Origin of the sequence: Polyangium fumosum, from assembly GCF_005144585.1 — a bacterium.
Classification (GTDB): domain Bacteria; phylum Myxococcota_A; class Polyangia; order Polyangiales; family Polyangiaceae; genus Polyangium; species Polyangium fumosum.
This window is the reverse complement of record NZ_SSMQ01000011.1, coordinates 128,903-154,186: the sequence shown is the minus strand read 5'-3', so window position 1 is coordinate 154,186 and position 25,284 is coordinate 128,903. Positions and strand designations below refer to the sequence as shown.

Annotated in this window: 22 protein-coding genes; 9 read left to right on the top strand and 13 right to left on the bottom strand. The window is 69.8% G+C overall.

Annotated elements, in window-relative coordinates:
* Window positions 1-4: 4 nt before the first annotated feature.
* Genes E8A74_RS53895 through E8A74_RS13270 form a run of 5 tightly spaced genes read right to left on the bottom strand, consistent with a single transcriptional unit; the run spans window position 5 to window position 5,810 of the window.
* Window positions 5-2,638, bottom strand: a complete 2,634-nt coding sequence (locus E8A74_RS53895; RefSeq protein ID WP_211365350.1) for a hypothetical protein — start codon at window positions 2,636-2,638, stop codon at window positions 5-7.
* Window positions 2,639-2,642: 4 nt separating this feature from the next.
* Window positions 2,643-3,092, bottom strand: a complete 450-nt coding sequence (locus E8A74_RS13285) for a hypothetical protein (protein WP_136929346.1) — start codon at window positions 3,090-3,092, stop codon at window positions 2,643-2,645.
* Window positions 3,089-3,760 (bottom strand): hypothetical protein, encoded by a 672-nt coding sequence (locus tag E8A74_RS13280; protein ID WP_136929345.1) that lies wholly within the window; start codon window positions 3,758-3,760, stop codon window positions 3,089-3,091. Before E8A74_RS13280 ends, E8A74_RS13285 begins: the two co-directional genes overlap by 4 nt.
* A complete protein-coding gene (locus tag E8A74_RS13275; RefSeq protein ID WP_136929344.1) occupies window positions 3,757-4,818 on the bottom strand; it encodes an amidohydrolase family protein in 1,062 nt (353 codons plus the stop codon). Before E8A74_RS13275 ends, E8A74_RS13280 begins: the two co-directional genes overlap by 4 nt.
* A complete protein-coding gene (locus E8A74_RS13270) occupies window positions 4,815-5,810 on the bottom strand; it encodes a beta-ketoacyl-ACP synthase III (RefSeq protein ID WP_136929343.1) in 996 nt (331 codons plus the stop codon). Before E8A74_RS13270 ends, E8A74_RS13275 begins: the two co-directional genes overlap by 4 nt.
* Window positions 5,811-5,871: 61 nt before the next feature.
* Between E8A74_RS13270 and E8A74_RS53890 the strand changes: the two genes are divergently transcribed.
* Entirely contained in the window at window positions 5,872-6,597 is a 726-nt protein-coding gene (locus E8A74_RS53890) for a hypothetical protein (protein WP_211365349.1), read from the top strand.
* A 321-nt stretch (window positions 6,598-6,918) separates the two neighbouring features.
* Here the strand turns inward: E8A74_RS53890 and E8A74_RS13260 are convergent, their stop codons facing one another.
* From E8A74_RS13260 to E8A74_RS13240, 5 genes are read right to left on the bottom strand one after another with little or no spacing between them, the layout of a single operon-like run.
* On the bottom strand, window positions 6,919-8,676 hold the full coding sequence (locus E8A74_RS13260) for a radical SAM protein (RefSeq protein ID WP_170229101.1): 1,758 nt from the start codon (window positions 8,674-8,676) through the stop codon (window positions 6,919-6,921).
* Window positions 8,673-10,487, bottom strand: a complete 1,815-nt coding sequence (locus E8A74_RS13255; RefSeq protein ID WP_136929341.1) for a radical SAM protein — start codon at window positions 10,485-10,487, stop codon at window positions 8,673-8,675. The genes E8A74_RS13260 and E8A74_RS13255 overlap by 4 nt, the downstream gene beginning before the upstream one ends.
* A 29-nt stretch (window positions 10,488-10,516) precedes the next feature.
* On the bottom strand, window positions 10,517-10,912 hold the full coding sequence (locus tag E8A74_RS13250) for a hypothetical protein (protein ID WP_232379535.1): 396 nt from the start codon (window positions 10,910-10,912) through the stop codon (window positions 10,517-10,519).
* Between the two features lie 50 nt (window positions 10,913-10,962).
* On the bottom strand, window positions 10,963-13,218 hold the full coding sequence (locus E8A74_RS13245) for an NAD(P)/FAD-dependent oxidoreductase (protein ID WP_136929340.1): 2,256 nt from the start codon (window positions 13,216-13,218) through the stop codon (window positions 10,963-10,965).
* 17 nt (window positions 13,219-13,235) lie between these two features.
* Complete coding sequence (locus E8A74_RS13240) at window positions 13,236-14,057, bottom strand: MOSC domain-containing protein (RefSeq protein ID WP_170229100.1); 822 nt, start codon at window positions 14,055-14,057, stop codon at window positions 13,236-13,238.
* Between the two features lie 93 nt (window positions 14,058-14,150).
* Between E8A74_RS13240 and E8A74_RS13235 the strand changes: the two genes are divergently transcribed.
* A complete protein-coding gene (locus E8A74_RS13235; protein WP_136929338.1) occupies window positions 14,151-15,149 on the top strand; it encodes a COX15/CtaA family protein in 999 nt (332 codons plus the stop codon).
* A 59-nt stretch (window positions 15,150-15,208) separates the two neighbouring features.
* A complete protein-coding gene (locus tag E8A74_RS13230; protein ID WP_136929337.1) occupies window positions 15,209-15,787 on the top strand; it encodes a hypothetical protein in 579 nt (192 codons plus the stop codon).
* 999 nt (window positions 15,788-16,786) lie between these two features.
* Here E8A74_RS13230 and E8A74_RS13225 read toward each other — a convergent pair.
* The 3 genes from E8A74_RS13225 to E8A74_RS13215 all read right to left on the bottom strand — a co-directional run bounded on the left by E8A74_RS13225 (window position 16,787) and on the right by E8A74_RS13215 (window position 19,663).
* Window positions 16,787-17,563, bottom strand: coding sequence for a hypothetical protein (locus tag E8A74_RS13225; protein WP_136929336.1), 777 nt, complete (start codon window positions 17,561-17,563; stop codon window positions 16,787-16,789).
* 77 nt (window positions 17,564-17,640) lie between these two features.
* Entirely contained in the window at window positions 17,641-18,813 is a 1,173-nt protein-coding gene (locus E8A74_RS13220; RefSeq protein WP_232379534.1) for an ArsA family ATPase, read from the bottom strand.
* 442 nt (window positions 18,814-19,255) lie between these two features.
* Window positions 19,256-19,663, bottom strand: coding sequence for a hypothetical protein (locus E8A74_RS13215; protein ID WP_232379536.1), 408 nt, complete (start codon window positions 19,661-19,663; stop codon window positions 19,256-19,258).
* A gap of 136 nt (window positions 19,664-19,799) precedes the next feature.
* Here E8A74_RS13215 and E8A74_RS13210 point away from each other — a divergent pair, with 136 nt between their 5' ends.
* The 6 genes from E8A74_RS13210 (at window position 19,800) to E8A74_RS13185 (ending at window position 24,858) form a co-directional block, all read left to right on the top strand.
* Entirely contained in the window at window positions 19,800-20,189 is a 390-nt protein-coding gene (locus E8A74_RS13210; protein WP_136929334.1) for a hypothetical protein, read from the top strand.
* A 348-nt stretch (window positions 20,190-20,537) separates the two neighbouring features.
* The gene (locus E8A74_RS13205; RefSeq protein ID WP_232379533.1) at window positions 20,538-21,347 is read left to right on the top strand and encodes a tyrosine-protein phosphatase; all 810 of its coding nucleotides are present in this window, start codon (window positions 20,538-20,540) and stop codon (window positions 21,345-21,347) included.
* A gap of 14 nt (window positions 21,348-21,361) precedes the next feature.
* Window positions 21,362-22,663: a nucleotide sugar dehydrogenase gene (locus tag E8A74_RS13200; protein ID WP_136929333.1), complete on the top strand. Its 1,302-nt coding sequence runs from the start codon at window positions 21,362-21,364 to the stop codon at window positions 22,661-22,663.
* A 78-nt stretch (window positions 22,664-22,741) separates the two neighbouring features.
* Entirely contained in the window at window positions 22,742-23,200 is a 459-nt protein-coding gene (locus E8A74_RS13195; RefSeq protein ID WP_136929332.1) for a hypothetical protein, read from the top strand.
* Between the two features lie 106 nt (window positions 23,201-23,306).
* A complete protein-coding gene (locus E8A74_RS13190; RefSeq protein WP_136929331.1) occupies window positions 23,307-24,488 on the top strand; it encodes a YncE family protein in 1,182 nt (393 codons plus the stop codon).
* Window position 24,489: 1 nt separating this feature from the next.
* A complete protein-coding gene (locus tag E8A74_RS13185; protein ID WP_136929330.1) occupies window positions 24,490-24,858 on the top strand; it encodes a VOC family protein in 369 nt (122 codons plus the stop codon).
* Window positions 24,859-25,284: the final 426 nt, after the last annotated feature.

Sequence of the window (25,284 nt, the reverse complement as noted above, 5' to 3'; positions counted from 1 at the left end):
CACGTCAGGAGGACGCGTCCTCGTCCTCCCAGTCGTCCTCGTCTTCGTCTTCGTCCTCGTCGTCCCAGGCGTCCTCGTCCTCGTCCTCGTCGTCGCCCCCGTCGACCCAGTACTTCGCGGCCTCGTTCGGCGCGCGGAGGAGGTAGAGCAGGAAGTCGCGCGTGTCCTCCACTTGCACCCGCGGCAGGACCTCTTCGAACAGCTCCTCCATCCCGTCCGGCTTGCGGAGCCACAAGGGATCGTGGAGCTCCTGGGCGACCCGTGGATCAGGCGAGATCAGGCACGCGGCGACGTGCTCTCGGTAGCTCGCGAGCGGGACCTCGTTGTCGAGGAGCGCGCCGCAGAGCGCGGCACGCGCACGGGCCGGGGCTCGATCCAGGATGCCCGAGAGCCGCGCGTCATCCCCCGCGAGGATCTCCTGCAAGACCAGCACGTGCGCCGCTTCGGCCGCCGATGCGCCGCCCCGCGCGGTCGAGCCGAGCGCGCGCGTGAGCGCTTCGAACACCGGCGCAGGCGAGGACTTGCGGACGAGGCTCGCGGCGACGGCGAACAGCGGCCCCTCGGGCTCCGCGAGCGCGGACAGGATCCACGCGTCGTCGAGGCGCTTGGCCTGCATGAGCGCCGAGGCGGCTTGGAAGACCGCGTCGAACGCCTCGGGATCACCGTCGTAGGCGGACAGGACGGCCGGCGCGACGTCCAGCACCTCCTGTGCCTTTCGCTCCGATCCGAGGTACATCAGCCGCTCGAAGAGATCGAAGCGCCTCTGCTGGAACGCCTCCCTCGCCATCGCTGCGATCCGCGCGTCGAGCCACGGAGCGTCGGTCACGTCGCGCAGCACGATCGACGCCCATCGCGACGCATCCGCGTTCGACCGCACTCCCTCGCTCCGCGCGTCCGTGGGGTCGTCCGGCTTGATCAGGATCGACCAGAGCTGCTCCACGCACGCCTGCGGCGCCCCCACGACCGAGAGCGTGATGAGCGGCGAAGACGTGTTGTCCCACGCGGGCGACGCGAGCGCCGCGCGCGCGATGCTACGCAGCCGCTCGCGCTGCTCTGCGCCGAGCATCCCTTCCCGCGCCACGCTGGTCAGCGCGTCGAGCCAGCCGCGGCTGACCCCCGCGAGGGCCGGCGCCTCCGCGAGGTTCGCGAGCCCCTCGAACGCGGGCGCGCCGAAGCGCCGGAGCAGCAGCTTGGCCCAGTCGCCCTCCCCCAGGTTGCTCAGCGTCGGGTGCTTGTAGAGCGTGCCGGACATGCGCAACGTGAGAAGAAGCAAGGCGAGCGCTTCACGCTGCGACGAAGAGAGCTGCGCGGGCGGAGCGCTCGTCTCGGGCGCCTCGACGAGCAGCGCGTCCACCATCGTGAAGCGCGCCTCCTGCGAGGCGCCGCGGAGCACGGTCAGGCACGCGAAAAACCGCTCGCTCGGCGGACCGTCGAGCAGGAACACGGGCACCCCGGCGAGGGGCGACACCGGCAGCGCGCCCCCGAACCGCTCGAACCAGATCCCCTTCACGCGCTCGACGAGGTTGTGCTCGCAGCACCCGGCCGCCTCGATGAGCCGTGGGCGCGCGAGATCCTCCGGCAAGAGCGCGAGCGCGCCGATCGCGGCGAAGCGACGAATGCCGCTCGGATCGGCGAGCACACGATCGACCCGGGCGACGGCCCGCTCCGGATACCCGGCGGCGAGCGCCTTGAGCGCCCAATCGGCGTCGAGCCCGGGTCGGTCCTGGGAGATGTGCGCACCGCCGCCCTCGACGATGACCTCGAGCGGCTTCCACCCTTCCGCCGGGGGCGCCACCCGGAGCGCGTCGATCAGCGCCTCCTCGTAATCGCCGACGCGATCATAGGCGCTCATCCCGGCGCCGCGGTCGAGCGGGTGGCGCACGGCGTCCTCGAGCAGCCAGAGCACGTCTTCCTCGCGCTGCGTCCATCCCTTCATCTGCACGAGGATGAAGAGCGAATAATACCGCAGGCGCGCGTGCGGCATCCGGAGGGCGCGGCGTAACGAAGGGATCGCCGCCGGATAATCGTCGAGCGAGAGCCATCGGATCGCGAGCGCGCGGACGTCCCACACGCGCGACGTATCGGCGAGCTCCGCGAGCCGCACGCCGAGCTCGGGGTAACGACCTTCGAACGCCTTCTCGGCCACGGTGCGATCGAGGACGAACGCGAAGTTCTTGTCGCCGGTGCGCGCGGCCTCGACGATCAGCTCGACCACCTCGGGGTGGCGCTCCGGGATGGGCAGCCACGCGAGCTGGAGCATGTCGGCCTTGCGGAACGGCGTGGCCTCGATGTGACGGGCGATCAGCCGAAGCAAGCGGACGGCCTCCAGCGGATGCCGGGTCATGCCGAGGATCTGAAAGCCGATCCGCCGCGCGAAGCGCTTCAAGCGCTCGGTGGCGGCGGCCTGCGCCGCGGGAGAACCGAGCGCCCACGTTTTCCGCACGTCCTTCGCGAGCTCCTCGCAGACCTGCGCCGCGCGCTCGGCGAAGCCCTCCGAGGCTGCCGGGTCGAGCTTCGGCGCAGGCGGGGCCTCGGCCTGCGGGGGCGGCGCCTCGGGCGGCGGCGCCATGCGCCAGGCGAAACGCGAGGCCAGCGCGGGATCGAGCACATCACGCTTCGGCTTGGGTCCGTCGGACATCCGCTCAAGGATACAGCGATTCCGGTCCCACACACGGCGCGCGGAGCGTGAGCGAAAACGAAAGCGCGTGCGCCGGGAACCCCGCGACCTTCACGAGCCCCGCTGGCTCCTCGGTTTGCCCGGGCGCGCAATGGACGCCGTCTCCATCGCTGTCGAGCCAGCCGTACACGACGAGCCCCTCCCCCTCGTCGAGCGGATACAGCACGGTCTCGCGCACCGGCCCCACGCCGGCCACCGTGCGCGTTTCGAAGACGCCGAGCGGATGTTCGAGGTCGCCCTCGCCGAACGTCTTCGCCACGTGGAACGCGAGGTGCACGGCGCCCGCGCTCGGCGCGCCGTCCGGCACGGCGACCTTCCCGTCGAGCTCGATTTCGTAGAGGCGCGTCTCCTCGTTGACGCACCCCGCGAGCACGACCCCGAGGGCACCGGCGAAAACGAAGCGGGCCCGGCTCATCGATCCCCTCCGAAATGCAAGCCGAGGTGCACGCCGGGCAGCGCGATCGTATCCGGCGCGCCGACCCAGCCGTAGTTGATGCCGAGGTCGAGCCCGATCCCCCGCGATATCGCGAACCCGAGCCCCAGCGTGGCCCAGGGCGTCCACTCATGCCGCAAAGACCAGCTCGTCTCCGTGCCCGAGGCGCGCTCGATCGTCAGCAGATCCGGCAAAAAGGCGTGGCGCGTGCCGAGCACGAGGTACGGGACGAACCGGCGCACCGGAATGGCGAGGCGAAACCGGAGCTCGCCGTTCGGGCCGCGCCGGTATTCCTCGCTGCGCTGGAAGAGCCAGCCGGCGAGGAACTCGCCCGTCAGGCGCACGTGCGTCGCCTCGGCGAGGCGCACGCCGATCCCCAGCATCGGGCGATACCGGCGCCCGACGGCCGATTCGAGCTCGCTTTGCAGGGTGATCCGGTCCGACAACCCCACCTGCGCGCGCAGGAACGAAAACGGCCAGCCGCCTTGCGCCGACAGGACGTACGCCCCTTTCGCCGGGCTCCCGCCCACGGCGTCGAGCGCGGCGTGCGCTGGAAAGGGCGTCCTCGGCTCCGCAGCGGCGGCCTCGGAGGCGCCCAGGAGAGTGGCGATCACGCAGCCTCCGAACGTCACGCCAAAGCGCACGTTCATTCGGCCGCCTCCGCGGGCACCGTCACGCCGAACACGCGCGCAAAGTTCCCCGCGAGGACGGCGGCCGCTTCCTGCTCCGTGTATCCGGCGTCCTTCATCGCGGCGACCGTTCGTTCGAGGTATCCCTTCACGAACCCCGGGCTCTGCGGCCCGTCGCTGCCATACACCACGCGGTCCGTGATCCCGGCCTCGCGCATGCGACGCATGGCTTCCTTCAAGTTCGCGCCCGTCGGATCCGACGACGCAGAGCCGAGCGCCGAAGGTTCGAGGAACACGTTGGGGTACGTCTTCGCCAGCCGAATGCACGTTTCGAGGCCCGCGTGGCGCTTCTGCTCGAAATCGTAGCCGAGGTGCCCGAGGATGAACGTGGCGGCGGGGAATTGCTGGATCGCCGTCTCCAGGTACGTCGGGTCCGTATAGGCCGGCTCCTGCGACGTCCCCGGGAACGGGCTCGTCCCCGTGTGCAGGTAGAGCGGCTTGCCCAGGGAGGCCCCGACCTCGTAGATCGGGAAAAACGCCGGATCATCCATCCGAAAATGCTGGTGCGCGTGGGCCAGCTTGATCCCGACGAACCCCGGCCGCGAGAGCGTGCTCTTCAATCGATCGAGCTCCGCGTCGCGATCGGTCGTCCACCGGTCGACCCGCAAAGACGCGAGCCCGAAGAAGCGATCCGGGGCGAACGTGAGATCCTCGGCGACGAGCTCGTTCGACGCGACGCCCACGGTGCGCGGGGCATAGATGGCAAAGAGGCCCGCGCCCCAGATGCCCGCGTCGTCGATCTCGCCGAGGATGCTCTCCGGCAAGAGCGAGCCCTTCGCCGCCGCCTCCGCGTCGAGCCCGATCGGAAACGGAAACCGCGAGGCCAAAAACTTCCGCGTGTCCTCGGGGACGTGATCCCAGTCGCCCGGGTGCAGGTGCATGTCGATGGCCGGCAGGCGCTTGCCGTTCCAGTCGACACCCCGCGGCGGCGCGCCGCAGCCGACGTCGAGCGAGACGAGCGCGCTCAGCGCGAGGGCCGAGACGAGCGCGAGCGGCGCCTTTCCGAACCGACGTTTCACATCCGAACCATCGACGCCGCCCACGTGATGCCGGCCCCGAGCGCGCAAAGCAGCACGTTTTGCCCGGGTTTTACGCGGCCATCCCGCACGGCCTCGTCGAGCGCGATCGGAATCGAAGCCGCGCCCGTGTTGCCCACGTCGGCGAGGTTCTCGATGAACTTGCTGCGCGAATACCCGAGCCGCTCGGCGATCCGATCCACGATCCTGCGGTTCGCCTGCTGCGGGATGACCCAGTCGAGCTTGTCCGAGAGCAGCCCCGCCGCCTTCAGCGCCTCCATGCTCGTGACCTGGAGCTTCTTCACGCTGACCTGGAACAGGTCGGCCCCCTCCATACGCACCTTGTTCCGCTTCGCCGCGAGCCGCTCCAGCGTCATCGGCTCGCCCGTCCCCCCGCCCGGAATCGAGAGGAGCGAGCCCATCGCGCCATCCGCGCCGAGCCGCATCGAGAGGATCCCGCGGCCATCCTCGCCCGCCGCGCCGAGGATCACCGCGCCCGCGCCGTCGCCGAAGAGCCCCGCCGTCGTCCGATCCTCGGGATCCACGCGACGCGAGAGCATGTCCGCGCCGACGACGAGCGCCGTGCGCGTCGCGCCCGCGGAGATCGACTGCTCCGCCACGGCGAGCGCGTAGAGGAAGCCCGCATGCGAAGCCGCGAGGTCGAAGGAAGGGACGAGCTCGGTGCCGAGCTTCTGCTGCACCGTGGCCGCGGTGGCCGGCATGGGGCTGTCGCCGCTCACGGTCGCGACGATGATGAGGTCGAGATCCGCAGGCGAGAGCCCCGCCGCATCCAGCGCAGCACGCGCCGCCGCCGTGGCCATGTCACTCGTCGTCTCGCCCTCGGCCGCGACGTGACGGCGCTCGACGCCGACGTGCTCCTTGAGCCAAGCATCCGAGGTTCCTGCGCGCGCAGCGATCTCGTCGTTCGTGACGACACGCGCAGGCAAGTACCGGCCAGTGCCGAGAATCCGGGCGCGCGGGGGGCTCGCTCTCATGGGCGCGGAGGGTAACAGAAGGTTTGAGAAGCGGGGCGGAGGAAGGTAGAGTCCGCGCGCCATGGCCGAGAAAGAACCGGACGAGGACAAGGACGAAGGCGGAGCCGAGGACGAGGGCCACGACGAGCCCGAAGCCGAAGCCCAAGCAGAGGCTCCGAAGGCCGAGGCAAAAGCCGAAGCAAAGGCCCCCCCTGCCGCCGCAAAAGCCGCGCCCGCAAAGGCGCCCGCGAAGAAGCAGCCCAAGGCCGGCAAAGCCGCGCCAAGGCGCGCACCGCCGCCGAGCTCGGCATCCCTCGGCAAGAGCATGGTGCTCTTCGTGGTCGTCGTAGGCACGCTGGCCGCAGGCTTCGCGCTGCTCGGTCAAGAGCGCGGCGGCGGCGGCCCGCGCGGCCCCGCATGGAAGCCAGGCCAGACCGTGGACGTCGAGATCACGCTGGTGGCCGGCGACAAACGCGAGCTCAACTGCGCCGCGACAGACGAGGTCGCAGGCAGGCACTGCGGCTTCGAGTCGCCGTCGAAGGCCTGGAGCAAGGGCGACGCCACCGACGACAAGAAGACGCTGCGGCCCTACACCTCGACGGACAACGTGCAGTTCGTCGCCGCCGGCCTCTGGAGCGAGCCCGCCCTCGCAGGCAACCTGCCCACCACGCGCTTCAGCGTGAAGTGCAAGTACACCGTGGAAGGCAAGCTCAAGGCCCCCACCTTCCACTGGGAAAGCGGCTGGGAAGGCCAGCCCCGCGGCGAGATGCTCGCGGGCGTCCTCACCGGCTGCACGCTCGTCCCCTGACGCCACCCCGCGCCGGGGCGCTGCCCCGGACCCCGCGGGGGGCTGTCCGCCCCCTCGACCCCGGACCAGCCAGGGGCTGGACCCAGGGTTGAAAAACTGCGCGGTGCGCAGTTTTTCAAACAGGCCGACGAAGAACCCAGGGTGCCAGCCGAACCAGCCGCGCGGCGGTCTTGGTGGGCAGGGTCGTTGCTGGTCTTGACCGGGCCTGTTCGATGAGCTGCGCGGAGCGCAGGTCATCGAGCCTGGGTCCAGCCCCTGGCTGGTCCGGGTCCAGGGGTGGACAACCCCTGGTGGGGCCTGGGGCAAAGCCCCAGCGCAACGCTAGCCGATGGGCGCCAGCGCCCCGAAGCCGTGGGCGCGAACCCAGTTCACGTGCACGCCACGGCAGGAGGTGTTCTCGCGGCAGTCCTTGCAGCGGAGTGCCTTCGTGTAGAACCCGTCGGCCACGTAGCGCTTCGTGAACGCTGTCATGTCGATGCGCGCGTCGGTGCCGAGCATCGCGAGGTCCAGCGTCCGCGCGGCGGGCCGCACGGGCCTTCCTGCCACGCAGGCGGGTACGTTCTCCACGGGGACGGGATGGGGGTACGCCGCGAAAAACGATTTCGTGTCGACGTCGTTTGCGTGGGCGTCCGACACGAGGTCGTAGTTTTGCTGCACGAGCACGAGGTTTTCCGGCGGGGGATCCAGCCTGCGGATCACGGGCTCCGTTGCCTTCGTGAGGAAGGTGCGGACCTCGAAGGACCGGGGGATTCCGAGCAGGGGCTCGATTGCGGCGGGATCACCCGTGTAACAGGCCACGAGCTTCTTGCCGAAGAGCAGACCTTCGGGGGAGAGCGCCTCGGACAACCCCTCGTAGGACGCGAGCTCGAGCTCGATCGCGCCCGGCGTCGCCTTCGCTGCGAGCGCCGCGGCCTCCTCCAGGTTCGCCGCCACGATCCGCGCTGCGTGTGCTTCCGGCAGCTTGCCCGCGAGGGGCGGCTCGCCGGCGTAGCGGAGCACGTCCACCTCCTCGGCCTTGCGCACGTCGATCACCTCGTCGAGCGTGTCGCAGAGGCTCTCCAGGTAGCAGTACTTGCACCGCTCGGGCTCGCGACACATGAGCTTCTTGCCGAGCGAGAGGTACCGATCGTACTCCTCGCGCCGACCGCGAACTTCATCGTTCAATTTATAAGGATCCTGGATCAGATCCTCAAAACCCTCGGCGTAGGGCGGCGGGAAGCGGTTCAGCCAGATGTGGATGTCGGGCCTCCGCGCGTACGCGAAGGCCTGCTGCAGGTATTCGAGGTTGCCGTCGAGATCGTAGAACAGGTGGTGCCGCGCGTCGCTCCACGCGTTGCCGAAGGGGATCACGTGCAGCAGGTCGAACTCCTTCACGCCCCAGCCGATGAACATCTCCAGCATCGCCGGCAGGTGCCGGACGTTTTGCTTGTTGATGACGATGTCGACGTTGACGATGAACCTCTGCGACGCCAGCGCCGCCTTGAGTCCCGCGACCTCCTCCACGAACGCGCCGGGCGTGCCGACGAGCGCGTCGTGTAGCTTCGCCGTGTGGCCGTGCAGCGAGAACGTGATCTCGTGCAAGCCGTTGTCCGCGGCCTTGTTGAGGAACTCCGGGTAACGGAACATGCGACCGTTCGTCACGGTCTGGATCTTCCGGTAGCCGGCGAGGCGCCCGAGCTTCACGAAGTCGAGGAAGTTCGGGTGCATCGTCGGCTCGCCGCCCGAGAGGATCAGCCGATCGGCGCCGCGCCGCCGGCCCTCGACGATCTGCACCTTGATGTCCTGCGTCGCCCGCATCGTGCCGTCGTGCGCATTCGAATCGAGGCAAAACGTGCAGTGGTTGTTGCAATCGTAGGACAGGCGCACCCAGTTGCGTTTTTCGTGCGCGGCGGCCTCGTGCGCGAGCGTCTTCTCCCCGCCCTCCGCGTCGCCGAGCAACGCCTCGTTCTGGAAGTCGGCGAAGGACGTCTCGACAGCGCCTGCGGCGAGGACGGGGAGCCTGCGGGGGGGGTTCGGGGGCGCAGCTCGCTCGTCGAGCGGAGCCCCCGAGCGTGGAGAGGACGGAGCTGAAGCAGTCACGACGGCATTTCTCCCGTGCGCTCGTAGCGCAACATCCACTGATTGCTGGTCTCGCGGCCGATGTCGCGGCGTTCGAGGAGACGCAAGGGCTTGTCTTCGAGCCGCCGCGCGGTACGGGCCGCGTCGTCGTTGCGAAAATGCTCGAAGCGGTTCCCGGGCGCAGCCTCGGCGCGCGCCGCGTGCGCGCGGCTGCGGACGAGGCCAAAGGCGACGTTGTCCACGAGCAGGAGCGTACCGCCGGGCCTGAGCCGCGCGATCGCCGCGCCGAACGCGCGCGCCGGATCTTCGAGGTGGTTCACGCTGCGGAGCGCGAGCACGTGGTCGAACGTGCCGAGCGCCTCGCCGAGCTCCTCCGCGCGGCCCTCCACGAACTGCGCGAACGGGTGGCGCGACGCGAGGACGGCGAGCCGCTGCGGATCCGGATCGACGCCCACGTACGTGATGTGCCCTTCCGCCGCGCGCCGCGCGAGCGCTTCGAGGTACGGCCCTTCGCCGCAGCCGAGGTCGAGCACGCGGCCCGAGAGGTTCGCGAGGATCGCCATCACGTCGCGATCATCCCGCGTGAACACGTCCGCGGGCACGGGCTCCCAGGCGCCGGTGCAACGCGGCCGCTCGGGGCACGCCTCGCACTCGGCCGCGGGGCGGAGCTTCCGTAAGTCCTTCGCGAAGTCGTCGGGCGCGAGCTTCGTCGAGACGTCGAGGTAGATCTGGCCGGCGCTCTCCTTGGTGGCGAGGAGCTCCTCGTCGGAAAAGTCCCGCGTCTCCGTGCGGAAGAGGCGCATCCGGTCCTTGAGGCGAAGCAGCAACGTGCGCCCGCGATCGTACGGGCTCGTCCCGTCCGCGCGGATCGGGCACGGCGCGCCGGGCGGGCGCGCGAGGTCGCGCTCGGGGACGAAGTTGTACGAGTTCGCCCGGGGCCGATCCGTGACGGGCCGGAGCGCGCCCGCGCCGTGGATCTCGTGGTAGCCGCGGTAGAGCCCCGGACACGCGCCGCGCAGCGCGCAGTCGCCGCAGACCTCCTCGGGCTGGATCTTGGCCACGTCGTCGACAGGGACGAAGTCGTCCTCATCGGCCTCGATCATCGTCGCGTACCGGTGCGTCTTGAGATCGTCGTAGAGGTGTTCGTATCCCGGCAGCAGGCAAAACGGCAGGCCGTCGTGCGCGAAGCGCGGCCCGCGCTCGCTCCGCTTCGCGAGCCCGTACGCGATCGCCTCGTTCACGCGCGCGGCGCAGGCGGCGACCTCGGGCACGATGACGTCGAAGGCCCGGTTCGCCGCGCCCTTCGGCTGCGTCATCGAGAACTTGATGCAGAGGTCCTCGAACGGGAGCAGCCGATCGACGAGGCCGAGCAAGTGCTTCACGTTCGCCGTCGTGATCACGCAGTTGATCGTGAGATCGGGGATCCTGCCGTGCAGGTTCTCGATGGCCTGCATGGCCTTGTGGAACGTGTCGGCGCGGACGACGGAGCCGTGGACCTTGGGCGCGCCGCCGTGCAGGGACATGTAGACGTAGCGGAGGCGGCACTCGCCCACGAGCTCGTCGACGACGTTCCGGTACGAGAGCATCAGCCCGTTCGTGACGAGGCCAAAGTCGAGGCCGTGCCCGGCGATGCGGCGCGCCCAGCGCGAGAGCTCGGGCCGCATCGTGGGCTCGCCGCCGGAGAGGACGACCATGGACGCGCCGAGGCGCTTGGCGCGGTCGATCTTCCAGTCGATCCGCTCGGACGTGTCGTCGAGGTGGCGGATGTCGGCCGTGTGGCAGAACGTGCAGTTCTCGTTGCACGCATAGCCGACTTTGATCAGCGCCTTCACGACGGCGCGATCTTAGTACGAACGAGGCCCTAGACCGCGGCCGAAAAGAGCTTGTCGGGGTGCTTGCGCTCGAAATACCCGACGATCGCGCGGCCGAGGGACTCGATCACGAGCGCCGCGATGCCCACCCGGATCACGATGCCCGCCGGGCCGGGCACGAAGGCGGAGGCGCGCGTGGCCACGAACTTGAGGCCCGACCCCATGATCTCGAGGCCGCCGCCCGCCGCGAGGCTCTTCAGGTTGCCGACGGGCTCGTCGTAGACCCCGCCGATGAAGTTGAGCATGTGGACCTCGAGCGCGGCGAGGCCCGCCGTCGTGGAGATCGGCAGCGGGAGGGCCGCGAAGGCCGCGCCGCCGATCGCATATCGATGCACCCAGCGCATCGCTTCTTCCCTGCATGTGATCGCCATACGTCGAAGCTGCACCAGCCCGAGCCAGTTTGCACGCTCGGGACAGCCGCCTCCGCGCAGGAAAATCAGCCGATGGAAGCGCCTTCCGTGGCGCCCGTCGCCGAAGGGGGAAGCTCTCCATCCTCCGTGCTCCCGAGTCGACCCGAGATCTCGAAAGTGTACCCCGCCGGCGTGAGCGCGCGGAGCGCCGCCTCGGCCGCCGCGAACGCCGCGGGCAGCGTCGTCGCCGGGCGCGTCGCGTCCCAGATGGCAGCGCAGGCACTTTCGACGAGGCTCCGGACCTCGGGCACCTCGGCGAGGAGGCGGCCATCCCGCGCGCGCTCGGGCCGGAGCCACACGTCGCAGAAGCGCGTGCGCAGGATCGGGATGTCGACGAGCTCTGGCGGCAAGCGCGCTTCGAGCAGGAGGTAGACGCGCGGAACGGGGTTTTCCGGGTGTTTCGCGCGGAAGACGAGGGTCATCGGCGGCTCGGCGACGCCGCCGCCGCGGAAGGCGCGCGAAGGCGTCGCCGTGATCTCGGCCGGCAACACGCCCGGCGCGCGGAGCGCCGTTCGAAGCTGCGCACGCACGCGGCGCAGAAGGAGCGGCTTCGCGGGATCGTCGGCGGCCGCGACGAGGCCGACGAGCGTCTGTTCGAGCTTCGCGAGGACCGCGGGATCGTGGGGACGCATGGGGGTTTGGGGGCGTCGCTCGGCTTGTCCGAGCGCAGCCCCCATCGACCGGGGGTACGGGAGGAGCGTGACGAGCAACCGACCTGCCCGACGCGGCGCGACCCCCGCGAGCGGCTCGCCTGCCGCGCGTCCTTCCTCGACGAGCACGAGCCCGAGCGGCAACCGCCCGGCGTCGACCAGATCGAGCACGAAATAACTCTTCCGCGGCCGATCCGTGATGCTGCGTGGCTCGTGCCGGACGAGCCGGAGGCGAAGTCCCTCGGCCCGCACACTCACGAGCTGCGCGGATCCGCCTTCCCCGACCCGCCACACGATCGGCGGCGACACGATCCGCGAGCGCGACCGCGCCGAAGGGAACTCCGGCGAGAACGTTTTTTTCGGCTCCTCCGCGGGGAGCCGCGCCCGCTCGCCGAGCTCGGCGCGGACCTGCGCGGCCGGATCGTGCGGCGCGTCCACCGCCGCGTTCCGCAAGAGGCCCGCCGTGATGAACAGGAACGCGAGCTCCGGCGCGACGGCCTCGCCGACCCGCAGGATTTGCTTCGACATCCAAAAGATCGAGTCCCGGCGCCCCGCGGCCTTGTAAAAGGCCTTCACCTGCGTGAGCAACTCCCGGTAGGTCGCGCCGTACGTCTCCTCGTAGAAGCGTCGCAAAAACGGCTCGTGGCGCGGCTCGTCGAGCGCGCTGTGCACGCACGCCGCGGCCCAGAAGCCGCTCGTCATCGCGAGGTGCACGCCCGTCGAGAGGATCGGATCGATGAAGCAGGCCGCGTCGCCCGCGAGCAAGATCCCCGGCCCGGAGAGGCGCCGCGCGCGGTACGACCAGTCCCGCGCCCCCGTCACCTCCGTCACCCGACGCGCGTTCGCGAGCAGCGGCCACGCCGCCTCCGACGCGCGCAGCACCTGCTCATACCACGCCTTCGCCCCGAGCTTGTCCCGCTCCGCGCGTGTCGCCGCCGAGGTCACGACCCCGACGCTCGTGCGCTTGCCCAGCGGGATCACCCAGATCCAGCCCTCGGGGATGCTCGTCGTCAGGATGTGCGCGCGCTTGTGCCCCGGCAGGCGCTCGGCGTCCTCCCAGTAGGCCCACACCGCCACGTTCTTGAGGCCGCGCACGACCCGCCGCAGATCCGCGTTCCGCGCCACGAGCGCGCTCTGCCCCGACGCGTCCACGACGAACTTCGCCCGCTCGTCTCGCTCCTCGCCGCCCGGCCCGCGCACGCGCACCCCGACGGCGCGGCCCTTCTCGAAGATCACGCGCGTCACCGCGTACCCCTCGCGCACCGTGGCCCCCGCCTTCTCGGCGTTGCGCAGGAGGATCTCGTCGAAGCGCCCCCGATCCACGAAGTACGCGTACGGGTGCACGTCGAGCTCGCGGAAATCGATCTCCCACGGCGTGCGATCGCGGCCCCAGACGAAGGTTTGTCCCTCCTTGCGCTCGAAGCCCGCGCTCTCCACGGCCTCGCGCGCGCCGAGCGCGTCGAGGTACGGCAAGACGCCGGGCAAAAGCGATTCGCCGATGTGCTCGCGCGGAAACCGCTCCCGTTCGAGCAGAAGCACCCGCCGCCCTTCCCGTCCGAGGTAGGTCGCGACGGACGAGCCCGCGGGCCCGCCGCCGATCACGATCGCATCCCACGGTGCCGCGTTCTGCATGCTCTCTCCTCGGCGCCTCAGCCGGCCTCGTCGTACGAGCGAGCGCCCAGGGTCACCACGTCTCCCACGCAGATCTCGCCCTCCCCTTCGGCGACCATGTTCCAGCCGAAATACACGCGGTTCGACCGCGCGCGGAACGTCGCCAGCGTGGCCAGCGGATCCTTGCCCCGCACGCCCGTCGCCTGATCCACGGTGATCACGCTGCAACGGCTGCACGGCTTGCGCAGATGGAAGACGACGGAGCCAATGGACAAGCTCGTCCACGCGTCCTCGGCCCAGGGCGGCGCCCCGCGGACCACGAGGTTCGGCCGGAACCGATCCATCAGCACGCCCTCGCGCAGGCGCGCGTTCAGATCCGCGAGCGAGCCCTCCGAGGCAAGGAGGTACGGAAACCCATCCGCGAACGCGACCCGCTCCTTGCGGTTCACGTAGCGGCCGTCCACGCGCCGCGTAGCATCGTCGGGCATGTACACGAGCTCCGCGCGTCGGCCGAGCACGTCGCTCAGGTACGCAGCGGCCTCGTCGCCGACGAACACGGCGCCGCACTTGTCGCTCCAGACCCGGACGCGCCGATCCGTAGGCCCCTCGGGGCGGAGCGGGAGGCGGAGCGGGCCATGGCCCTTCGCGCGGAGGACGAGCGTGTCGCCCTCGATCGCCGTTTCGAGGAGCGCCATCTCAGGGTGCTCGCGTTGCGTGAGAAACTCGCCGTCCGGGTCGACGATCATGAACCGCCGGTCATGCTCGATGCCGAGGCCCTGTGCCCGAGCCCGGTCGAGGGTGATGCCACGCGCGCCCTTGACGGGATACACGAAGAGTCCGCTCAGGGTGATGGTGCTCATGGGGACCCTGGGAGGCATAAAGCGGCCTCGCCCGCGCGTCGAGAGGATGAAAGGCGCTCGCCTGGACGCCCGGCCGGCCCTAGAACGGGGGGCATGTCGCAAGGTTCGTTTCGCCGGGTCGCGTGGGCGACGCTCGTCGTCACGCTCGGCGTCATCCTCTGGGGCGCCTTCGTCCGCGCCACCGGCGCAGGCGCAGGCTGCGGGAGCCACTGGCCCACCTGCAACGGCGACGTCATCCCCCGCGCGCCCAGCGTGAAGACCCTGATCGAGTTCACGCACCGGCTGACCTCGGGGATCGCCTTCCTGCTCACGCTCCTCCAGCTCGTGTGGGCCTTCCGCGCCTTCCCGCGCCGGCACGCCGTGCGGTTCGGCGCCGTCGCGTCGATGTTCTTCATGGTCACCGAAGCAGCCGTCGGCGCGGGCATCGTCCTCTTCGAGCGCGTCGCGGGCGATACATCGATCGCGCGTGGCTACTGGATGAGCGCGCATCTGATCAACACGTTCCTGCTCGTCGCGGCGATGACGCTCACGGTGCTCTGGGCCTCGGGCGGTCCCCTGCCCCGTCGCTCGTCAGGCACGCCGACCTACGTGCTCGGCGGCGGTCTCCTCGGCGTGGTAGCCGTCGGCGTGACCGGCGCGATCGCAGCCCTCGGCGACACGCTCTTCCCCGCCAAGACACTGAGCGAAGGTCTCGCCGCCGACGTGTCCCAAGCCGCACACGTGTTCGTGCAGCTCCGCGTCTACCACCCGATCGTGGCCAGCGTGGTCGCCGCCTACCTGCTCTTCGCAACAGGGTTCGTCACGTCGCAGCGCCCCGCGCTGCTCAAGCCCGCGCGGCTCGTCTCAGCGCTCGTCATCGTGCAAATCGGCGCAGGCTTCCTGAACCTCTTCCTCCTCGCGCCGGTGGCGATGCAGCTCGTGCACCTCTTGCTCGCCGATCTCGTCTGGATGGCGCTCGTCGTGCTCACGGCATGGTCGCTCGCCGATGCACCCGAGGCCGCTTCGTCCGAGCCCACAGGATCAAGCGCCGCCCTGCCATGGTCCAGGCTGACAGACGAGTTCACGCGCCCGAAGGAGACGCCTCCGCGGTAGGATGTCTCCATTCCACCGCGCGGACGGCGCGTGGCTCACGCTTGGAAGGGAGACAGACGATGAGGCTTGGTTGGTACGCGCTCGGGCTCGCAGCGCTCAGCTCTTTGTTCGTATCCGTAGGGTGCGGTGACGATACAGGCGGCTCGGGCGGCGCAGGCGGCTCCGGCAACGGTTCGTCATCAAGCTCCTCGAGCGGCAGCTCCTCCAGCTCCGCAGGCGGAGGCTCGTCAAGCTCCGCAGGCGGCGGCTCCTCCAGCTCCTCCGGCAGCGGCGGCAGCTCATCGAGCTCCTCCTCCGGCAGCGGCGGCAGCGGCAGCTACTCCGTCTGCAGCGACTGCACGAGCAACACGACAGGCGCCTACACAAACGAGTGCAAAGCCCTCGCCGACGCCTGCATCGCCGACGCCGCCTGCAAGGCCCTCGCCGACTGCTCCTACGACAACTGCGCCCTCAGCACAGACGGCGGCTGCTGCACGCTCAAGTGTGCCGAAGACCTCGGCACCCCCGCAGGCGCCCTCCAAAAGTTCAAAGCCCTCGACTCCTGCGTCTTCTGCCAAACCTGCAAGACGATCTGCATGAGCGACGGCGCCCCCGAATACTGCGCCGTCGTCGAAGCCGCGAATCCCAACTGCCCCTGACTGGGGGCGCGGAGCTGGGGCGTTGCCCCAGGCCCCACCAGGGGGTGTCCACCCCTGGACCCGGACCAGGCACGGCCTGGACCGGGGTCGAGGAACTGCGCTCCGCGCAGTTCCTCGAACAGCCGGGGTCAAGACCCTCCACGACCCTGCCAACCAAGACAGCGGCGCTGCGGGTTCAACGGGCAGCGCTCCCGTCGCCAGCTTGAGACCCACCTCCATGGTCTTGCCACGGGCCCGTGGGAAGAACTGCGCGTTGCGCAGTTCTTCCCCCCTCGGTCCAGGCCGTGCCTGGTCCGGGTCGAGGGGCGGACAGCCCCCGCGGGGTCCGGGGCAGCGCCCCGGCGCGACGCCCCCAGCGCGGCATCCCCCCAAACACGTGACCTCCGCTGTCGACGACGCGTGTTCGGCGGCGCCACAGGAGCCTCCGCTGGGCGACAGACCGAGGGACGCGGCCGGCCGCCTGACGTTGGCCTGGGCGCCGACCTGTGAGCCCCCGCGACACGCTCCGTCGACGGCGGACGGACCGTGTTCGGCGGCGAGACGAGGAACGTCGGCTGCGTCGAGACCTTGTCTCGAGGGTCGACCTTCCCCTGGACGCACGCTTCACCACGTGTCCGGCGGCGAGACACCTCCTCTGCCGCGCGGACACGCCTTGCTTGGCTTCGTGCCCGATGCCCTGCGGCAAGCACGCTCGCTTGTCACGGCACCGAACACACGAGGACGAGGGCTGATGTTGCCTGTCGAGATGCCTGAGGGGCAACGACGCGGGGGGCACGAACGGGTTCCGGCCCCTCGCGGCGCTCGTGCTCTCCCACGGGCACTCGTCCACGCCGCCGCCTTGGTCGGCAGACGCCTCGCCTACCTTGTCAACGGCCGTTCGATGAACTGCGCAACGCGCAGTTCATCGACCCCGGGTCCAGCGCCTCGCTGGTCCGGGGTGGAGGGGGCGGACAGCCCCCTCCTGGGGCCTGGGGCAACGCCCCAGCGCGACGCCTGCCATCACGGGATCCATGACTCCGTCATGCATTCGCTTGCGACGCACTGCTCGTAGGCTTCGAGCAGCTTGCGACCTTCGGTTCCGTCGGCGGAGTCGTCGCAGGCGGTGCAGTCTCCGATCGACGTGCAGAACTTCACGCAATCGCGGTAGACCCCGCATCGTGCGTCGGCTTCGCATGCCTTCTGGAAGCCTGTGCAATCGCCGTTGTTCATGAACGTCCGGCAGAGATCGTAGTCTTGCGGGTAGAACGTGCAGGGCGGCGAGCACATCACTTCCAGCGCGCAGTTCACGACGGCGAGGTGCTGATCTTTTCCGGCGGGGAAGCGGTCCTGGCAGTACACGAAACAGGCGCTCTCGTCTTGCGGCGAGTCGCTGAGGTTCACGCACACGGTCTCGATGCAGGCCTCGATGGAGCGACAATCGGGGCCGCATGCCTTCTCGGCTTGCCCGCAGGTGCCTTCGAGACACTCGTCGCACTGGCTCCAGGGGCCGGCGTCGGCGCTTGGGCCGGGGCCGGGGCCGAAGGCGTCGGGCTCGGTGCCGCCGTCGCTGCCGCCGGAGCCGCCGGGCACCACGCAGACGTTGTCGATGCAGCGCAGTGGCACGGCGCAATCGTCCGTCTTTGTGCAGCTATCGCCGGGGAAGCCGGGGCGTGGCTCCGGCGGGTCTTCCTCGGTGCACCCGGCTGCGCCGGAGAGCCATGCGAGCAGGAGTGGCGCTCCGACGAGCGAAAGGAACGCCCAGCGCGTACGCGAAAGCCTCTTGCCGCCTCGATCCATGCCCCGACCATGCCACGAGGACGGCTCGGGCGGAACACGCAGAAGCGCCCTTCCCTGCACGAGAGCCTCGAACCGTTCTACGGCGCGAGGACCTCGGCGATGCGCGACAGCCGCTCCAGATCGTGGATGTCGTAGGGGAACGCGGGCACGTGCGCGAGCAGGCTCCCGCCGGAGGCCTCGTCCTCCAGGGCTGCTTCGAGCCCCACGAGGTGCAGCGCGTCGAGCTTGCCCATGCGGCTCTCGTCTTCCGCCGCGCGCCGGAGCCGCGCTGGCGCGTCTGGGCCGAGCGGGATTGCGCTCTGCGAAAGCGCGGCCTCCACCTCGGCGACGTCCGGCACGCGCCCGTAGGTCGGGTGCACGCGGTTCACCACGAAGGCGTCGCGCCGCATGTCCTGCTCGCGCAGCCGGTCTGCGAAGAACATCACCTCGCGCACGGCGAGCGGGTCTGGCGTCGTCACGAGCACGTAGGCCACGTCGGGCCCGCGCAGCGCTGTGCTCACGGCGTCTGCGCGCTTCTTCCATCCGCCGAAGACCGAGTTGATCTCCGCGATGAACGCCGCCATCTGCTCCAGAAACCCGCTGCCCGACACCTTGCCGATGCCCCGCACGATCGCGGCGGCGCCCTTCGCCAGCACGTTGAGCGAGAACTTCCCCGAGCTCTGCACGGCCTGGACGAGCCACCGCGTCGCGGCGCTGTCGATCGCGCCCACGAGCCGCTCCGGGGCGTCGAGAAAGTCGAGCGCGTTGGGGGTCGGCGGCGTGTCGAGCAGGATGAGGTCGTAGCTCGGGTCGCTCTTCGTCGCGTAGAGCTTCTCCATCGCCATGTACTCCTGGGTACCGGCGAGCGACGTCGAGATGTACTTGTAGAGCACGTTGTTCAGGATGCGATCGCGCTGCTCGACGGAGGGCGCGAGCTGCGTGACGAGCGAGTCGAAGGTGCTCTTCGTGTCGAGCATCATCACGGTCATCGAGCCCGTGATGGTCACGCCCGCCTGGGCGAAGAGGGCGGGATCGATCGTCTGCGCCTCGGTCTTCATCTCCTCGATGCCGAGGCTCTGCGAGAGGCGCCGCGCGGGGTCGATCGTCAAGCAGAGCACGCGCTTGCCGCGACGTGCTGCGGCGAGACCGAGCGCTGCCGTGGTCGTCGTCTTGCCGACCCCGCCGCAGCCGACGACGAGGAGGACCCGCCGCGCATCGAGGAGCTTGCCGAGCCCGCCGGGCGAGGACGAACGAGAATCCGAGGCTGCCACGGGGCGCCCTTTAGCACGGCTCGCGCGTTTCGGGGATGAGGGAAAGCGCTCGGACTGCCCGCGGAGCGTGCCCCTCGCCATGCGCCTGCGCATGGGGTCTCCTCGTGAAGCCGCCTTGCTGGGGCTTTGCCCCAGGCCCCAGCAGGGGCTGTCCGCCCCTGCACCCGGACCAGCGAGGCGCTGGACCCAGGATCGATGACCTGCGCTCCGCGCAGCTCATCGAACAGGCCCGGTCAAGACCAGCAGCGGCGTTGCCAACCGAGACCGCCGCGCTGCGGGTTCTGCTGGCACCCCGGCTTCTTCGTCGGCCCGGTTGAAAAACTGCGCACCGCGCAGTTTTTCAACCCTCGGTCCAGGCTGTGCCTGGTCCGGGGTCGAGGGGGCGGACAGCCCCCCGCGGGGTCCGGGGCAGCGCCCCGGGGCGACGCTGCGACACGCTCTCTCAAGCCGCCCGCAAGATCCGCCGGCACCCCGCGGCCGCGCGGGCGACAAAGGCCGACCGGTCGTCGCCCCCGCCGCGCACCGCGAGCAGCGCCTCGGCCGTGCCGAGGGGGAGCGCGCGCACGAGGACTTCTCGCGAGAGATCGGCGATCCGCGTGCCCACGGCTGCGGACGTGGGCAGGTCGGGCTCGGCGAGCAGCGGCGCGTAGGCGGCGAGCTCCTCGCAGACGGGCCACGAGCCGGCGCCTGCGACGAGGCAGCCCCGGTCGTCGACGAGCACGAGGGCCTCGAGCTTCCCTTCGCTGCGCGCGACGGAGAGCTGGTAGTGCAGCGCCGTGATCGGGTCTTCGCTCCTCCGCCTGCGGCGCTCGGCTCCGAGCGACGGCGGCGGGGCCTCGATGGGATCCATCCTCGACAAGAGAGAACCTCCTTCGCGGGAAATGGTCGCCCGTTCGCCGCGCTGGGGTCCACTTTCCGGCGAGATCCCGTTCCTGTATGCTCCGCCCCCGGCGTGATCGTCACGCGTTCGAACGGAGGCGGTTTCCATGGGACTCATCGAGAAGCGGCTCATCAAGGAAGCGAAGGAGTCCTGGCTTCCGGACGAGCAAAAAGACATCCAGAAGGAGGTCGGCGCCCCCGTCGTCGTGGACGTCGACTGGGCGACCTTCGAGACCGACGAGGCCGCGCTGAAGAACGTCCAGCACCTCGGCGTCCGCAAGCTCGCCAACGCCTTCCGCGTCATCTGCGTCGACGAGCTCGGCAAGGAGGCCGTCCGCGAGGGCGTCAAGCGCATCGTCGTCACGAACCTGAAGGAGGGCGCCCCCTCCGTCGGCCTGAAGGACGGCGTCGTCACCCTCGCGTGTGTGTTCGCCAAAGGCTCCGACGGCTGCATCACGGATCTCGACATCGCCAAGATCCTCACCCGCGCGCTTTAGTCCCTGAGCATGAAGCGCCGCGCCGGGGCGCTGCCCCGGTCCCCGCGGGGGGCTGTCCGCCCCCTCGACCCCGGACCAGCGAGGCGCTGGACCCAGGGTTGAAAAACTGCGCTCCGCGCAGTTTTTCAAACAGGCCGACGAAGAACCCAGGTTGCCAGCCGAACCCGCCGCGCGGCTGTCTCGGTTGGCAGGCTCGTCGCCGGTCTTGACCGGGCCTGTTCGATGAGCTGCGCGGAGCGCAGGTCATCGAGCTTGGGTCCAGCCCCTGGCTGGTCCGGGTCCAGGGGTGGACAACCCCTGGTGGGGCCTGGGGCAAAGCCCCAGCAAGGCGGCTTCACGAGGCGACCCATGCGCAGCTCTCGTCCCGAGGGGGACGCCGCCATGGGCGGAGCACCCTGCTCAAAAACTGCTAGGTTCGCGCGGCGCGTGATGACGGGGTACATCGACCTTCATTGCCACTGGGTGGTCGGCATCGACGACGGCGTGAAGACCGTCGCGGACAGCCGCGCCTTGCTCACGGGCCTCGCGGGCGCGGGGTTTGGCAAGGTCGTCGCCACGCCGCACATGCGCCCCGGGATGTTCGACAACACGAAGGGGGATCTCGCGCGCGCCTACGAGGCCACGCGGCAGGCGCTCGCGGACGCGCCCGGCTTGCCTGAGCTCGCGCTCTCGTCGGAGCACTTCTTCGACGACGTCGTCTACGAGCGCCTCATGCGCGGCGACGCCCTCCCCTACCCCGGCGAACGCGCCGTCCTGGTCGAGCTCTCCCCGCGCGCCTTCCCGGCGCGCCTCGCGTCTCGCTTCGCCGACCTCCGCCGCAAGAAAAAGCTCCGCCCCGTCCTCGCGCACCCCGAGCGGTACGAGCCCGTCTGGAACGACCGCACCGTGCTCGATCCGCTGCTCGACGGTGGGGTCGTCCTTCTGCTCGACGTCGCTTCGCTCGTCGGCAAGTACGGACGGGCGGCGCGGAAGTGCGCGGAGGCGCTCCTGGAAGAGGGCTACTACTACGCGGCGTGCAGCGACGCCCACCGCCCGGGGGACGTCGAGGACGTCGCGGCGGGCATCGAACACCTCCACCGCGCGCTCGGCGCGGCGGAGGCACGCGACATGCTGATCGAAGGACCGCTTTCCATCCTGGAAGGCCGGGTCGACTCGTGAAAGGGACAGGCATCGTGCAGGAGCTTCTCAAGAAGATCGAGGATCGTAGCGCGCACATCGTCGTCGTGGGCATTGGCTACGTCGGGCTGCCGCTCGTCGTGGAGTTCGCCCAAGCCGGCTTCTCCGTCACCGGCTACGACAAGGATCGCGAGAAGGTTCGGCTGCTCGGGCTCGGCGAATCGTACATCGGCGACATCCCGTCCTCGGCGCTCGCGCCGCACGTCGCGGCGGGTCGCCTGCGCGCCACGACCGACCCCGACATCCTCGGCTCGGCCGACGCGATCGTCGTCTGCGTCCCGACGCCGCTCAACAAGACCAAAGACCCCGACATGCGCTTCATCCTGTCGGCGAGCGACGAGATCGCGGAGCACCAGCACCCGAACATGCTCATCGTGCTCGAGTCGACGACGTACCCGGGCACCACGCGTGAGGTCCTGGTCCCGAAGCTCACGGCCGGCCGCTACGAGCTCGGCAAGGACGTCTTCATCGCGTTCAGCCCCGAGCGCGTCGACCCGGGCAACAAGACGTATGGCACGCGCAACACGCCGAAGGTCCTCGGCGGCGCGACGCCCGGCTGCCTCGAAGTCGCGATGGCGCTTTACGGCAAGATCATCGAGACCGTGGTGCCGGTGTCGAGCACGGACGCGGCCGAAATGGTAAAACTCCTGGAGAACACGTTCCGCGCGGTGAACATCGGCCTCGTGAACGAGGTCGCGCTGATGAGCCGCAAGCTCGGCATCGACGTCTGGGAGGTCATCCGGGCGGCCGCGACGAAGCCGTTTGGCTTCATGCCCTTCTTCCCGGGCCCGGGCCTCGGCGGCCACTGCATTCCGATCGACCCGCTGTACCTGTCGTGGCGGATGCGGACGCTGAAGTACCAGGCGCGCTTCATCGAGCTCGCCGACACGATCAACAGCGCGATGCCCGAATACGTCGTGCACCTCGTGCAACAGGCGCTCAACGGCGAGCGCAAGGCGGCGAATGGATCGAAGATCCTGGTGAGCGGCGTGGCGTACAAGCGCGACGTGGCCGATTACCGCGAGTCGCCGGCGTTCGACATCATCCACCAGCTCCAGGAGCTCGGCGCCGAGGTGCGGTATCACGATCCGTACGTGCCCGAATGCGACGAAGGCGGCATCGTGATGCGGTCGGAGCCGAATACGCTGGCGTACGGCGAATACGATGCGGTCGTGATCGTGACGGATCACGCGTCGGTCGATTATGCGCGGATCCTCCGCGAGGCGAAGCTCGTGGTCGATACGCGGGATGCGCTCCGGAAGGTCGAGGGGGACAAGGGGAAGGTCGTGCGGCTCTAGGCGCGAGCCGGCGCCGGACACGGCGTGTATCGCGTGTGCGCCCATCGACCGCTTCCCGCGTGTTGCTCCACCCTCGCCATGACGTTGACCGTCGAAGCCCTGTTCGCGCAGCCCGACAACCAGCGCGTGTTTCGGTTTCTGGAGCTCCGGGGCCCGGAGGACGTTCGGTTCTTCGAGGCGGGCACGGACGGGAGCCCCTTCGATGAAGGAGGCCAGCTCTTCTTTCATCGTTATGGCCGAGACTGCCCCGACGCGTCGCGATGCAGCTTGAGCCTCTACAACCTCATGGCCCACGAGCGCACCGCGCGTATCTTCGCGCTTCACCGCGGGCGCTTCACCGTGGCCCTCCGCCGCGGCGACCCTCGCCATGACGACGATCCCGAGGAGGGATTGCGTGGCCAGACGGCCGATGGCCAGGTCGATCTGCGCGCGCTCGGTCCAGGCTGGGAGCTGTTCCACGGGACCGATGAGGTGGAGGAAGGCGCCGAGCTGTTTCGGCGCGCCTACGAGCGCGCGGGGCGCATCGGTCGTCCATGACGCCGTTCCCTCCAGCGTGCTCTCTCGATTCTTGTCCCCGGCTGGGCCGTCGCTCCCCGCGGCCCACGCCTATCCCCGGAACCGGGATCCCGCTACCCTGCCGCGCGTGACACGAATCCCCCTCGGCTTGCTCGTGCTCGGCATCGCCGCGCTTTCGAGCTGCCACGCAGAAACGCCCGCGCCCGCCGCGGCGCCGACCGTGGTGATGGCCCCTGCGCCCGCGGCCCCTCTGCCCGCGGCCTCGGCCTCCCCCCCGAAGTCGCCCCCCGCGCCGTCGACGCCCCTGCGCCTGGCTTCCTTCGACAGCGGCCACTGCGACCTCGTGGCGACCCCGACGCACGTCTACTGGCTCGAAATCCGCGATCGGCACACCACGCCTCGCAATACGCCGAGCGGCTCGGGCGCCTATGGCGCGGCCCTCATGTGCGACGAGGCCGGCGGCGTGCTCCTGCGGGCCTCGAGACACGAGGGCAAAACGGTCACGCTCGCCACGCTCGACTACCGCCCCTACGGCTTGACCGCGCAGGGAGAGACCCTCTACTGGACCGGCGCGCCGTGCACCGGCGGGGCGCGCTCGGGGGCGAATCCGGATTGGTTCTGGTCCTACCGCGACGGCACCTCGTCCAAGCCGACCACGCTGGGCGAAAAGGATCGGAGTTACCTCGGCGTGATCACCTCGCCGACGAGCGTATTCGTCTCCGATCGTTTCGGCAAAGGCGGCGCGCTCCGGGTCGACGAGGCGCACCCCGCGGGCGAGTCGATTCTGCCCGACAAGGAGCAGCCCTGGCTCATCGCTGCAGACGCGCGGACGCTCGCGTGGGCCGACCGGAGCTGGGAGATCACGCTCACCGACCTCGCCACGCGAAAGACGACCCGCGGGATCCCGCTCGGCGAAATGCCCTCGGACGGCAGCGCCTTCGCAGGCGGTTGGCTCGTCCGCACGACGAAGGACATCGTCGTGGTCTCGGCCGACGGCAGGAAGGAGCGAACACGGTTCCCCATCCGAGACTTCGGCGGCCGGGGAGAAGGCGCATTCGCGGGCGGTCGCTACTATTATTGGGCAGACGGCGACGACACGCTCTCGCGCATCGACGTCACGACCGGAAAGGTCGTCCGCGTGCGCGCCCCGGAGGCCCAACGAGCCTGCGGCGTCGCGGTCGAGGGGGACACGATCTTCTGGGCCGACAGCGGAAAAGAAGCCATCTTCGCCTGGCGCACGAGCATCTTCGACGAGACCCCGCCGGAGAATCCCGGCGACGCTCCTGCCAAGGAAAAAACCGGAGGCTGAAATGCTCAAAGTCGATCACATCGGCCTGGCCGCTCGGGACGCGCACGCGTCGGCCAGGAACCTGGCCGCGATCCTGGGAGCCGCCGAGCCGACGGTCGAAGGCGCAGACGACGACATGTATCGGATCGACCTCGACCACGGGGCCTTCGTGCTCTTCAATCCCGCCACGACCGTCCACCCGGACCACGTCGCCTTTCGGGTCGACGAAACCAGGTTCGCCGAGGTCGTGAAGCGGCTGGAAGCGCGCGGCGTGGCGTTCGGCAACGATCCGGAGGATCCTCGCAATGGGAAGACCGAGGATCCGCTCGGCGGCGCGGGCCGGGTGTACTTCGTGGACGAGAATGGGCACCTGTTCGAGGTGACCTGCTGAATCGTGGGGCCGTTGCGCCGGGGCGCTGCCCCGGACCCCGCGGGGGGCTGTCCGCCCCCTCGACCCCGGACCAGGCACAGCCTGGACCGAAGGTGGAAGAACTGCGCGATGCGCAGTTCTTCCAACGGGCCCGTGGCAAGACCGTGGAGGAGGATCTCGACCGGGCGACGCGAACGTCGCCGGTTGAACCTGCGGCGCCACGGACTCCGTTGGCAGGGTCGTCGCTGGTCTTGACCATGGCTGTTCGATGAACTGCGCGATGCGCAGTTCATCGACCCTGGGTCCAGCGCCTCGCTGGTGAGGCTTCTCCCTCGAATCCGATCGGCGAAGAGCGAGAGGATCAACGAATGCGCGCCGATGGTGCCGTGTTCGGGACGGCGAGGTCACGGCAAAAGCGTTCGCGGGAGGCGAAGCTCGGAGTGGCTG

Bases quoted from the DNA above. Each gene is read 5' to 3' on its own strand.
- E8A74_RS53895 (WP_211365350.1), bottom strand. From the start codon at position 2,638: ATGTCCGACGGACCCAAGCCGAAGCGTGATGTGCTCGATCCCGCGCTG.
- E8A74_RS13285 (WP_136929346.1), bottom strand. From the start codon at position 3,092: ATGAGCCGGGCCCGCTTCGTTTTCGCCGGTGCCCTCGGGGTCGTGCTC.
- E8A74_RS13280 (WP_136929345.1), bottom strand. From the start codon at position 3,760: ATGAACGTGCGCTTTGGCGTGACGTTCGGAGGCTGCGTGATCGCCACT.
- E8A74_RS13270 (WP_136929343.1), bottom strand. From the start codon at position 5,810: ATGAGAGCGAGCCCCCCGCGCGCCCGGATTCTCGGCACTGGCCGGTAC.
- E8A74_RS53890 (WP_211365349.1), top strand. From the start codon at position 5,872: ATGGCCGAGAAAGAACCGGACGAGGACAAGGACGAAGGCGGAGCCGAG.
- E8A74_RS13245 (WP_136929340.1), bottom strand. From the start codon at position 13,218: ATGCAGAACGCGGCACCGTGGGATGCGATCGTGATCGGCGGCGGGCCC.
- E8A74_RS13240 (WP_170229100.1), bottom strand. From the start codon at position 14,057: ATGAGCACCATCACCCTGAGCGGACTCTTCGTGTATCCCGTCAAGGGC.
- E8A74_RS13235 (WP_136929338.1), top strand. From the start codon at position 14,151: ATGTCGCAAGGTTCGTTTCGCCGGGTCGCGTGGGCGACGCTCGTCGTC.
- E8A74_RS13230 (WP_136929337.1), top strand. From the start codon at position 15,209: ATGAGGCTTGGTTGGTACGCGCTCGGGCTCGCAGCGCTCAGCTCTTTG.
- E8A74_RS13225 (WP_136929336.1), bottom strand. From the start codon at position 17,563: ATGGATCGAGGCGGCAAGAGGCTTTCGCGTACGCGCTGGGCGTTCCTT.
- E8A74_RS13215 (WP_232379536.1), bottom strand. From the start codon at position 19,663: ATGGATCCCATCGAGGCCCCGCCGCCGTCGCTCGGAGCCGAGCGCCGC.
- E8A74_RS13210 (WP_136929334.1), top strand. From the start codon at position 19,800: ATGGGACTCATCGAGAAGCGGCTCATCAAGGAAGCGAAGGAGTCCTGG.
- E8A74_RS13205 (WP_232379533.1), top strand. From the start codon at position 20,538: ATGCGCAGCTCTCGTCCCGAGGGGGACGCCGCCATGGGCGGAGCACCC.
- E8A74_RS13195 (WP_136929332.1), top strand. From the start codon at position 22,742: ATGACGTTGACCGTCGAAGCCCTGTTCGCGCAGCCCGACAACCAGCGC.
- E8A74_RS13185 (WP_136929330.1), top strand. From the start codon at position 24,490: ATGCTCAAAGTCGATCACATCGGCCTGGCCGCTCGGGACGCGCACGCG.